8 protein-coding genes are annotated in these 12,012 nt (G+C 36.1%); 2 read left to right on the forward strand and 6 right to left on the reverse strand.

The genetic code is table 11. The annotated features are described in order from the left end of the window. Positions 1-34 precede the first annotated feature (34 nt). From MHB53_RS13095 to MHB53_RS13120, 6 genes are all read right to left on the reverse strand, one after another. The gene (locus MHB53_RS13095) at positions 35-895 is read right to left on the reverse strand and encodes a carbohydrate ABC transporter permease (protein ID WP_340918992.1); all 861 of its coding nucleotides are present in this window, start codon (positions 893-895) and stop codon (positions 35-37) included. Next, entirely contained in the window at positions 889-1,749 is an 861-nt protein-coding gene (locus tag MHB53_RS13100) for an ABC transporter permease (RefSeq protein WP_340924696.1), read from the reverse strand. Before MHB53_RS13100 ends, MHB53_RS13095 begins: the two co-directional genes overlap by 7 nt. Before the next feature lie 218 nt (positions 1,750-1,967). Next, positions 1,968-3,716 carry a cache domain-containing sensor histidine kinase gene (locus tag MHB53_RS13105; protein WP_340918994.1) on the reverse strand — a complete coding sequence of 583 codons (1,749 nt, stop codon included), beginning with the start codon at positions 3,714-3,716 and terminating at the stop codon, positions 1,968-1,970. Between the two features lie 6 nt (positions 3,717-3,722). Continuing rightward, complete coding sequence (locus tag MHB53_RS13110; protein WP_340918996.1) at positions 3,723-5,225, reverse strand: response regulator transcription factor; 1,503 nt, start codon at positions 5,223-5,225, stop codon at positions 3,723-3,725. A 434-nt stretch (positions 5,226-5,659) separates the two neighbouring features. Further along, on the reverse strand, positions 5,660-8,296 hold the full coding sequence (locus MHB53_RS13115; protein ID WP_340918998.1) for a transglutaminase domain-containing protein: 2,637 nt from the start codon (positions 8,294-8,296) through the stop codon (positions 5,660-5,662). A 1-nt stretch (position 8,297) separates the two neighbouring features. Further along, entirely contained in the window at positions 8,298-9,326 is a 1,029-nt protein-coding gene (locus tag MHB53_RS13120; RefSeq protein WP_340919003.1) for a carbohydrate-binding family 9-like protein, read from the reverse strand. Between the two features lie 169 nt (positions 9,327-9,495). Here MHB53_RS13120 and MHB53_RS13125 point away from each other — a divergent pair, with 169 nt between their 5' ends. Together MHB53_RS13125 and MHB53_RS13130 are read left to right on the forward strand one after the other, a co-directional pair. Continuing rightward, entirely contained in the window at positions 9,496-10,527 is a 1,032-nt protein-coding gene (locus MHB53_RS13125) for a glycoside hydrolase family 18 protein (RefSeq protein ID WP_340919007.1), read from the forward strand. Positions 10,528-11,091: 564 nt separating this feature from the next. Further along, positions 11,092-11,736, forward strand: coding sequence for an SDR family oxidoreductase (locus MHB53_RS13130; RefSeq protein ID WP_340919010.1), 645 nt, complete (start codon positions 11,092-11,094; stop codon positions 11,734-11,736). Positions 11,737-12,012 lie beyond the last annotated feature (276 nt).

A 12,012-nucleotide genomic window follows, 5' to 3' on the forward strand; every position in this document is an offset into this window, starting at 1 on the left:
GTTGCTAAATCAGATCTCATAATATATATATGAGTCATCCTTTAACCGAGCCTAACAGCATTCCTTTCGTGAAATGCTTTTGAATAAATGGGTAAACAACAATAATAGGTATACTTGCTAATATCACTGCAGCCATCTGCATCGTAACCGTTGGCAGAGTTACATCTGGGTTATCCAATGTATTTTGCGTTTGTAGCAATATATCACGTACAACAACTTGAAGCGGGAAGAGACTAGTATCGGTTATATACATGATTGCTTGAAAAAATTCATTCCAGTGCCCAACAGCATAGAATAAACCTATGGTCATCATCACAGGTACAGACAACGGCAAAACAATTTTAAATAAGATCCTAAGTTCACCTGCTCCATCTATCCGCGCAGATTCAAAAAGGTCCTCCGGCAAATTCTCATAAAAGCTTTTCATAATCAATATATTAAATGTCCATATTGCATTTGGTATGATCATTGCCCAGACAGAATTTATCAGCCCAGTTGCCTTTACAATTAAATAAGTTGGGACAATCCCCCCGCTGAAAAGCATAGTAAAAACGACTAAAAGGAGGAAAAATGATCTACCAGGTAACTTTTTTCTACTTAATGGATATGCCATTAATACAGTTAAGATAAGGTTTACTATTGTCCCCACAACAGTAATAAAAATTGTCACTCCGAAGGCATGGATAATATTAGAATGAAAGAGTAAATGTTTGTAAGCTTCCAATGTAATAATCTTTGGAAAAAGAACAAATCCCCCATTTTTTAATACCTCACTATAAGGTGTCAGTGATACTGCCAAAACGAACATTAATGGGAAGAAGCAAATGATGGCAACACTAGTTAAAATAATAAAAGTAACTGTATCAAATATTTTGTCATCTGTAGATTTCACCAAATACCCCCTCCCCATTTTTTTGCTGTATTATTTGCTCCAAGGATTAGCACAAATCCAATCATAGATTTGAATAAGCCAACAGCCGCCGCAATACTGAAGTCCATTCTTTCTAATCCCGTTCTAAACACCCAAGTATCTAAAATATCAGCAACTGGATATACATGAATATTGTACAAAATATAAATTTGATCAAATCCAGCATCTAATATACTACCAATCCGTAATATCAATAATAGAAAGATTACATTCCTTATCCCGGGAAGTGTGATATGCCATATCATTTTCATCCTACTCGCGCCATCTATTTTCGCTGCTTCGTATAAGGAGGGATCTATCCCTGCAATGGCCGCAAGATAAATAATCGCCCCCCATCCAAGGTTTTGCCATCCATCTGATAATACTAATACCGACCGAAACCAATCTGTTGAAGTTAAAAATGGCAGAGCAGATCCGCCCAGTTCAGTAATCCAACGATTAATAAGACCTGTACTTTGTGAAAGAAAAGCATTAAGAATTCCGTAAATGATTACCCAAGATAGAAAGTGAGGCATATAGCTTAATGTTTGAACCCACCTTTTAAACCATATAACCCTACATTCATTTAATAAAATCGCTAAGATGATGGAGGGAATCATACCAACCAATAATTTATAAAAACTGATTAAAAAGGTATTAGTTAATAGTTGAGTAAAATAAGGTGACTCATAAAACGTTTGAAAATGCTTATACCAAGGATCTGCCCAAGGGCTCTTCAAAATACCTTCAACTAAGTTGTAATCTTTAAAGGCAATAATAACCCCATACATCGGCAAATATTTATAGACAAAAAACCAAATAACTCCAGGTAGCAACATCACATAAAACGCTCTAAAACTCCATGCATAGGATAATTTCTTTTGAAATGGGGTCTTGCCTTTGTAAACACTTTCATTTTGTAACACCAGCTTTTCCTTCATTATCATTCCCCCTTCCCTTTTACCATCTCTCACTATGTATTGTATAAAGCGAGTGAAGAAAAAAATATACATAAAAAAGACAAAACTGTTTCAAATTTTGTCTTTTTTATGTATATTCAAAATATTACAGATAAGGAAACTCTTACAACCGTTCCTACCTGACTTTTGGAAGCAATCTTTATCCCATATTCTGTACCGAAGTGAATTTGAATTCTATCATGGACATTTTTTAACCCTACATTATTAAATCCTACATATTTTTCCGTGGTTCTCTCAGTCTTTAATAATCCTTCTAATACAGATTTTTCCATTCCGATTCCATCATCTCGGATATATAGAATTAAATCTTTTCCGGATATCCTTCCTTTGATTGATATTAACCTTTTGTCTTTACACGGTGCAACCCCATGAATAATCGCATTTTCAATGATTGGTTGGAGTGTCAAACTCATTATTTTACACTGAAGAGCAGATGCATCTATTTGTATGTTTAAATCAAATTTATCACCAAAACGGATATGTTGAATGTATGCATATTGCTTAATTCCTTCGATTTCTTCAGCTAATGTGATAAATTCAGAACTTTTATTAAAACTAAAAGATAATAAACTGACTAAGGCTCTTATTGTTTCCCGTACTTCTGTTATTTTATGCTGTTTTGCCAAACTACCGATGCACGCTAGTGTATTATACAAAAAATGAGGGCTTATCTGGCTTTGTAGCATCTTTAATTCATAATCTTTCTTCTTCGCTTCCATTTCTTTCAAATCTCTTACTAACCTTTTAATCCGATCCATCATCGCATTATAACTATTCGCTAAGTGGCCAAATTCATCCTCACGATTTAATGAAATACTGGGGATGTTTTCTATATCTTTCACTTTATCCATCTTAGATACTAACTGCCGAATCGGATGAGTAATAAAATATGTCATCATAATGGAGAATAGCAATATGGTCAAAACCCATAGACCAACTGTGTTACGGAAACTTTGATAAAGCGCTTGAATATTTTTGTAAAAATACTGCTTATCAATTAAAGTGATTAAATTCCAACGCAAACGATTGCTATTTGATTTAATGGATACTAGCGCATTAGTCGTTCCTTCAACCTCATCGATGCCAGTCTCCAATGTATATAATTCATCAACAAATGGTGCTTTCAGTTCTTTCAAATAATTATGTTCATATGGCAAAAGTGGATGGCGTGGTTCAACAGAAATGATATTTCCTTGTTCAGATAAGATAGTAAATGTTCTACTTTCACCTCCTAGCAGAGGGGATAACTTCCGCTCCATGGAATCTAAATTCATTTCTACTATGGCAACCCCTACCGATTCGTACTTGTTATTAGTGATTGGAATAACAAATGCAATCGTTTCTCCTGAAATAGGTGAATGGTATGGCTCACTCCAGTTTAATCCTCCATAGTTTTCCTTTGATAGTTCAACCATTGCTTTCAGATTGGGATTTCCAAGAATGTCGTAATAAACTTGTTTGCTTGAGTAAATCTTTCCATCTTCTCTTATCATATAAAATGCACTTATTAAAGAACGATTATTATCTCCATATTCCCTTAGAAAAATTTCTGCCTCTTCTTCATTGTTTATTTCTAAAAGATAATCTTGTGACGAAAGATAAATCAGTATATTTTGAATACTCTCCAAATAGGTATCTATTAAATGATTAGCTTGTTCTATTAATAAATTCGAATCATTTATTAATTGCATTTTATACAGTCTCTCTGTTTCTGTTAAGTTTCTCCAACCTAAAGATGTAAATAAAGTGGCTGTCAAAATAAATAACGTACAAAAAACTTTAGTTGCGATGCTCCAACTTTTTATTCTCCATAGTTTACTTCTCATTTTCTTCTAAACCTTTTTATATTCGATTGGCGTCTTACCAGTCTTTTTCTTAAATACAACGGAAAAATAACGGTAGTTTGGTATTCCTACACAATTAGCCACTTCATATACTTTCATATTTGTTGTTTGCAGCAAGTAGATTGCTTTATCCATACGGCAACGCGTAATGTATTCATTAAACGATTCACCCATTTCCTCCCGAAATAACCGACTTAAATAGTGCGAGCTTAAGTCAACTTTATCAGCAATAAATGTTAAGGAAAGTGGAGCCGCAATATTTTCCTTAATAAGAGATTGCGCTTGGGCGATTTCCCACCGCGTTTTTTTTACTGTCTGACCTTTATTAATTTCATGAAGCATCAATCCAATTAGTTCACTAATAGTATATGTATTCCATAGTCTCTCAACTATATCGTTACTTTCCTCTTGAATGTTGAATTTTTTATACCAGTGAAATAACCATTTGATAGCCATTGCCTTCAATTCATCTGGCTGAATACGTGTAGTATTAGCCCATTGAAACAAGTGACCTTGAATAAATCTCTGTGTATCATCTACACTTACTTCAGAATCACTTCTTCTTAATTCGATCGTTTCAATATCCTCTTCACTGATAGAGTCATTAGGTAATCCATCTAAATAATACACATTGTCTGGTCTTTCGTAAAAACCAAAATGATCTCCCGTTTCCATTTTTTTAAATTCAGTCAAAAGGTCTTGTGGATTCAAAATTAACTTACTCACGACAGCAAAAACATGAGTCTCCCTTTCAATATAAAACAAGTCTTCCTCTAAACAATGTTTTATTTTGTTGATTATTTCACGTATCCACTCTTCAGGTGGTTTGCTCTTTATGATCATGATATTTTCCCCTGCACTTAGTGGAAGCCATTTTATTTTCAATATACATTTTTGTTCATATTGATTAAAGACATCATGTATCTCCTGCTCTACTAAGCTTTCAATATCTTTTATATTTGTTACAAAAAATTTTACAATAAAAAATGGAAATGGTAGCAATACTTGCTCATAATAACTGCTTTCCTCTCGTACCTTCGATTTCAATTTACTATAAAATAGCGTAGCTTTCTCTTTTCTCTTTCTTTCAAAAAATGACTTTTCCCTTTCAAACGCATCTTTTGCCTTTGTTAATGCTCTCTCTAGCTCATGATCATCCACAGCTACTTTTAACAAATAATCAACTGCTCCTAATTTCAATGCATCTTGGACTAAGTGGAACTCACTATACGTTGTTAAAATAATGACCTGTGCATAGGGATGTATGTTTTTAAATCTTTGAATGAACTGTAATCCATTCATCTTAGGCATATAAATATCTGTAATAACAATATCTGGCTTATATTTAGTGCAGTATTCCAATGCCTCTTCTCCATTTTCTGCCTCATCCATCAACCTTACTCCATAAGAACTCCAATCATACATTCTCAATTCTTCTCTAATAGGTAGCTCGTCATCTACGATTAGTATCGAATATTCCTTTTCTATCAATTCTAGTCCCCCTCCAGATAGAGATGCAATTTACCTGCATTTTATAAAACGCTTACATGAATTAAATTTTCTATTATCTAGCTTTCTTTCAGAATTCAAAGTTTTAGTTGTATGCCATTCTTGTTTACGAACTTCTATTGTTTGACCAACAATAGAATAATGCTTAATACAGTTAATGATACCTCATATATTAAATGCAAGGTTTGTTTATTTTTTATAAATAGAAAATAGTAGAAGAAGAGAAAGTTATTCTCCATGTACGATTCACCTGAGAATAACCACCGTAACCAAAGTAAGCCCTGAATCCAATATGAAATCAGGGCTTACTTTCATTTAATTTAAAGCTAAAACAATAGCGTGTTCATTCAGTTTCAAATATAAGAAAGAATAAAATTTGGCATGTGTTAATCTTGCCCCAGCGACTAGCAAACTTTCTAATGTGAAATTTGTTTGTAGACGTCTACTACTTCTCTAGATATTCCAAGTTTATAACCTTCTGAAATGTGGCGGATGCGCTTCTTTTCATCGAGAACATAAACGACGGGAAATTCTTTTCCTAATACTTTAGAAGAAGGTATATCTTTACCAATTACTAAAAGTGCGTCATAAGTAGCCTTTTCCTTAAAGAAAGTAAGGTTGTTTGGAAGGTCGCCAGCTGAATAGATGGAATGAGCAGCATCCCACTTTTCCTCACTAATAAAGCAGTTAATGCTTACATCAAGCGACTCCCATTCTTCCTTCATTTCTCGGAACTCACGTAGTAAATGTTTGGAAGGCTCTCGATCTGGCTCCATCCAGACAAAGATTGTTCCGTTTGTACCAGTATGGTTTGTGACCATCTGGCTTTGTCCTTCAATGGATTCAACTTTGCATTCAAGATTTGCTTTCGCAATAACAGGGACATCAGATTCATATTTTGGAAATTCCAGAGGTACAGTCACTTCTTCCTCAGCCTTCACTTCAAAAAATCGAAGTAAAATAAGAGCTGTTCCATCCTTTAATCGAGTGCTAGTTGTTATACGGTAATGGCCTTTAGGTAATTCCATTTTTTTATAATCTGTTTCGTCAAATTTGTAAAATAGGTTTTGATAAGAGCCTTTTGTAAAGCGGGCAATCGTAAAATTTCTGAAATAGCTGATTGCTTCATCTTGCGTGTCATCTTTTTCCCATAAAACGGTGCCAATTTGATCCGATATTTCAGAAGTATTTATTTCCACTTTTGTTGTACTATCGCTAAACTGTACGTTTTGCCATGTTCCGTCACTGAAATACTGTGGACGTCTATCACTTGGCTCAAGGCGTGCTGGAATACCTATACTTCTTGCTAATGCCACAAATAAAATGTCTCGAGATAGTGGGTCACCCTTTTTCAATTTGAAGCTTCCCGCTGGTGTAGCTGAGCCTCGATAATAATTAATATCTTGAATGACTTCAATTTCATTCTCTATGGTTTCTGCCAACGAAATAGGATTAGTTAGGAACATTTGAATGTTCTCTTCCCCTAACTCTTCATGGAAATAGGCGCGATAGGCTGTAATCATTTCAGTATCAACACGAGGCCGTAAAATATATTTTACAAATATATCATCTTCAAGTACCTTTAGGGTGCTTTCTTTCACTTTCATCGCATATTTCAGATGATCTGCTAAAGTGGGGCAAAACGTGTCAGTAAGGTCTTTATCATTTAACACTTCAAGAAGTCGTAAGCTCCACTCTCCATATACTTTGGAATATCCTTGTAAAAAAGTGGCAATCTCGTGGCTGTTTCCGCGGGCTTTCCTTAATACTTCCCATACTCTTGAAGCGGGTAATAAACATTCACGGGACAATTCTTCTGCATCATGTTCATTTAGGAATGATGCTTCATAATTTGCACGAATAGTTGCCCCTTTCTTTACACGTTTGGTATGAAGTGCTTTTTCCTCCTCCGTAACTTTTATACTTGTATCATCAGGTATGTCTGAAGGTGGAATCATCTTGAACTCTACTTCGGTATCAGAAGGAATTTCCGTAGTTAAAGCGATCGTTATTTCATCGGTTTCCTTTACATTACATTTAGCGAAGCCCCATCCGAGAGAACCAGAAGCGGAAATATAAATATCTCCTAATCCAAGGGTTATATTGACTGTTCCGAGTTCATCTGTTTCCATCATTATAATGGTCCCGAGTGCTCCAAAGTTAAATAATTGGAATTGCAACTTAGCATTAGTCGGTTTTCCTTCACCATCAGTAATCAGGACCTTGATCGTTTTCGTGTCGGCATAGAGGCTCGTTAAGTTAAGCTCTGAATACCAAGGATGTGAAAGTGTTACTTCTTCTGGACCGTTATAATTGGCGTTAATTCGTGTATGAATAAGCATGGCGCGTTTAGCGGGTTTTTGGAACCATCCTTGATTTAATTTTGGCTCAGGCTCACATGCTCCAAAAAAGTGCCATTTGCCATCAGCCCATGCTTCTACCCATGCATGGTTTGAATCGGAATGGGCCCAAAGTGGAGTATATACCTGTCTAGCTGGAATACCGATACTTCTTAAAGCAGTAACAGCAAGGGTTGATTGTTCACCACATCTTCCAAGTGCTGTTCTAATTAGTGTTAGTGGGGAAACAGTTCGGCGGTCGTTTCCAATATAATTCGCTTTCTCATGACACCAGTGATTGGTCTCCAAGATAGCACCTTCCATTGACATATCTTTTACACGCGGATAAATTTCTTCGAAAAGTAGGCCACGAACATCCTCTATATTTTCGTTATTCACTCTGTAAGGAAGAACAAAATCAAGAAAAATGGAAGAAGGAACACGTGCCCCCCATAATACAACGCTTTGAATATGTAAGGATTTTCTTACATGTTCTAAAAACAAAGTACCGTCATAGTCAGCCAAATCATTTAGTGACATATAGGCATATACATATTTTAGTGCTAGTTCTTCGTCTTCTGTTAGTGTTTCATCGAAAATACCAAATAACTCCTTTTCCTTCGCCTTTGCAAGTTCTCTTTTGTATTGAAATTTCTCTTCAACTAGTAATCTTGTATTTTCATCAAGCGAAATGAATTGAGTATTGTTGACCATTTTATGACTCCTCCCATACCTTTCCATCTTCACGAATATAAATTCTCCGATTTCCTTCAGAACTTTGTAGAGATGCAAGGAACGTGCGTGATGTCGTTTCTATCTTAAATTCTTCAGGTAGCTCTCTTTTTAGTTCCTCTCCAACATCAGTGGTAAAAGATCCATGCTCTGAAAAATGTCTTCTTTCCAAATAATAGACTTTACGAAGTTGCCACTTTTTAGATTCGTCCTCTGGTATGGCTAGAAGTTCTTTATCAGGTTTGTCAGTAAAAAATACATAGCCCCATAATTCTGGGTAGTGCATGTTAATAATCCCCATTGGGGACCAAACCCAATTATCTTCAGGAAACGGCTTACCTGTTAATGGATTAATTTTTTTAACATACTTACCATCTTTTACTTCGACCTGCCACTGTACACGTGAGAAGTTTACACGCCAAAATTCTCCTGATTTCGGTGGACGTCCTTCTTTGGCACATTCTTTCAGTATGTTCCACGGCATCGCCACTTCAATACTCCATTTACGGTTATTTTTTTTATTAGAGGGATCATTCAGTTTCCCATCTAGGTATACGGCTGTTTTCATACCATTAATATCCCAGCCATTGACACTTGGTCCACCATCGCGATACGGTTTTACTAATAATAAATCCCAAACTGTGTTAAGAGCATTTATTTCAAATTCATAATAATTGTGAGTGTCACCATCAGGATCAATAAAGATTTCAAAGTCATTATCATGGAAGATAACAGCGTCTCTTTCTGTGAGTGTCGCCCATATTTCATCTTCTATTAACTCAGCACCGAAATAAAAGTACTCATCGTCCCATAACATTTTTACCCTAGTTTGTTTAGTAGGTATCGGCTTAGCATTGCCTTCAATATCGACGAAATTTTCACTCCAAGGGGCTTTTTCCCAAAATAGTTTGTCAAGCCTTCCATTTAGGTTTGGCTTATCGTTTGTTTTTTGGCAAAGATAACGGTTCGGTGAATATGTAGAAATAGTTGGTTCAGGTATCGCATTTTTCATTTTCATCACTTCCTTTAAATTAAATGTTTTAGGAATTACATAAGTTACATATATCATAACGGATATAGAAAATAATGACTTTGATGGAAAATTTCTTTTGAAACCGCTTCCTATATGGTATAACATAGTTTAGGATAAATGAAGACAATATGCAAAAGGGAGAGTTCAAATGGAGAAAAAATATAAAGTAGTGGGGTATGCTGGAGACGGCTCTTTGCCTAGTATACGTACGGAAGATGCTTTGAAATTAACTCATTTAAATGTAGCATTTGGCCATGTAAGAAATGATGAAATTCGAATAGATCATTTGAAGAATTTAGATAGACTAGAAGAATTAAAGAAAGTAAATCCTCAGCTCTCTATATTACTTTCTATTGGTGGATGGAGTGCTGGAGGTTTCTCAGAAGCGGCTTCCACTCCAGAAGGAAGAAAGCTGATGGCAGAGAGTGCTGTCAAAATATTAAAGGATCACCCCTTTGATGGAATTGATCTCGATTGGGAATATCCTTGCTATGGTGAAGCAGGCATTCATTCCTCACCATCTGATAAAGAAAACTTTACATACCTTTTGAAAGAAATTAGAGTGGCATTGGATGGCCTTGGTAAGGAAACAGGTAAATATTATCTTCTAACGATAGCAGCAGGTGCAGATCAGTATTATATTGATGGAACCGAGATGAATGAGGTTCAAAAGTATTTAGATTATGTTCAGCTGATGACATACGATATGCGTGGGGGATTCCAAACATTAACAGGACATCATACTAATCTATATACGCCAACGGGAGACCTTTTCAGAATTAGTGTAAATCAATCTGTTAACTTATTCATTCAGGCTGGTGTTCCACGTGAGAAGCTCGTGATAGGGGCTGCATTTTATTCTCGGATGTGGAAGGATGTTCCTGATAAAAATAACGGAGTACATCAAATGACTGCAGGATCAGGAGGATATGGACCAGATTATTCTCAACTCGCAGCTAATTATATCAACGTTAATGGATTTACCCGTTTTTGGGATGACGAAGCGAAAGCACCTTATCTTTTTGATGGTAGTACTTTCATTACCTATGATGACGAAGAATCGATCCAACATAAATGTGAATATGTAAGTAAAGAAGAACTTGGCGGAATTATGTTCTGGGAATATAAATGCGACAATACTTACAGTCTCTTAGATGCCATGCATAAGTCACTAAACTAAATTCAAATACTGAGCTATTTTTGAATAAGTACAAAAAAGTTTCAACATTCCTTGATCTTCAACAATCGACTGTTTTAATTGAACAAACAGCAAAAAGGATCTTCAATCGAGGATCCTTTTTCTTTGCCTATAATATAGCACTCTTCGAATGTTAGAGAGCGTTAACTCACAAGTTATAATAAAGGAGTCAACAAAATGAGGTGTTAGACCTTTGTGGTGGGTAATTTCATTACTGATTTTCCGAACGACAAAGCCCATTACAGTGCACAGCACCCCCTTCATAACCCATTAGTTAGATTGGTTGATAAATGAAAGGAGTTCAGTTCATTTTGGCTTCGTGAAGGCATAGATAAATCAAGGAGTTAGCTACCACTCCATATTTCACCATATGAACGTCTCGGGCGCATGAGTTCCCAAGCCTGTAACCATTTCTATACGGGTGGTGTTATTGCGGTTAGTAACAGAAAAAGCTAATCCATTGTTCTTTAAAGCCACATTGTTTGTCATTTTAACTATGAGTGTTAACATTTAAGAGATCCTATTAAACTGAAAGGACTGAAAATAATGAATGTATTTGTAGTTGGAGCAAATGGTCAAATAGGCAAACACGTTATAAGATTGATTCAAGATAAAAATAAGCATACCGCTGTGGCCATGGTTCGAAAAGAGGAACAAATGGCGCAGTTTAAAGAGCAGGGGGCAAAGACAGTGCTCCTTGACCTAGAAAGTAGCATTGATGATATCGCCGACGCAATGAAAGGTGCAGATGCTGTTGTATTTACAGCAGGTTCTGGTGGACATACTGGTGCCGATAAAACAATGATGATTGATTTGGACGGAGCTATTAAAACGATGGAAGCAGCCAAGCAAGCTCATGTGAAGCGTTTCGTCATTATTAGTGCAATTGGTGTTCATCAACGTGACAAATGGATGAGCAGTGCTCCGTACTACAGTGCAGCTAAGCATTACGCAGATGTTTGGCTAGAAAATAGCGGTCTTGATTATACGATTATCCGTCCAGGAGGACTTACCAACAATAAGGGAACCGGGAAAGTAAAAGTAGCAATTAACCTTGAGCGCGGGGAAATTTCTCGTGAAGATGTCGCTTCAGCTATTGTCGCTGCATTGGACAATGATCATACGATCGGCAAAGCCTTTGATATGATTGGTGGGGTAATACCAATCGAAGAAGCGCTAAAAACAATATAAGAAAAACCCGCAGGAATACCAGATCTCCATCCCTTGGGTCCCTATAGTGTACACCCAGCACGGGCGAACACTATAGGGTGGTTATCATAACAACACCAAACATTTCAATTAACCCTGTAAAAATCAAAGAAACCCATGCCATTAGGACTCAGCTCCTTCCTCACTTTCCTCTTGATAAGGTCAGCAAGACAGAAAGGAGCATACTACATGTGGCTTCCTTTTTGTTAATACGTGAATGCGCTTCACAAATAGTGATGCGATAAAAATCTATTAATA

This window comes from Bacillus sp. FSL K6-3431 (assembly GCF_038002605.1).
Lineage (GTDB): Bacteria > Bacillota > Bacilli > Bacillales > Bacillaceae_C > Lederbergia.

Excerpts from the sequence above, each read along its gene's own strand:
- MHB53_RS13100 (WP_340924696.1), bottom strand. The coding sequence starts at position 1,749 with ATGTTGCTACCTGGAGTTATTTGGTTTTTTGTCTATAAATATTTGCCG.
- MHB53_RS13105 (WP_340918994.1), bottom strand. The coding sequence starts at position 3,716 with ATGAGAAGTAAACTATGGAGAATAAAAAGTTGGAGCATCGCAACTAAA.
- MHB53_RS13115 (WP_340918998.1), bottom strand. The coding sequence starts at position 8,296 with ATGGTCAACAATACTCAATTCATTTCGCTTGATGAAAATACAAGATTA.
- MHB53_RS13120 (WP_340919003.1), bottom strand. The coding sequence starts at position 9,326 with ATGAAAAATGCGATACCTGAACCAACTATTTCTACATATTCACCGAAC.
- MHB53_RS13125 (WP_340919007.1), top strand. The coding sequence starts at position 9,496 with ATGGAGAAAAAATATAAAGTAGTGGGGTATGCTGGAGACGGCTCTTTG.
- MHB53_RS13130 (WP_340919010.1), top strand. The coding sequence starts at position 11,092 with ATGAATGTATTTGTAGTTGGAGCAAATGGTCAAATAGGCAAACACGTT.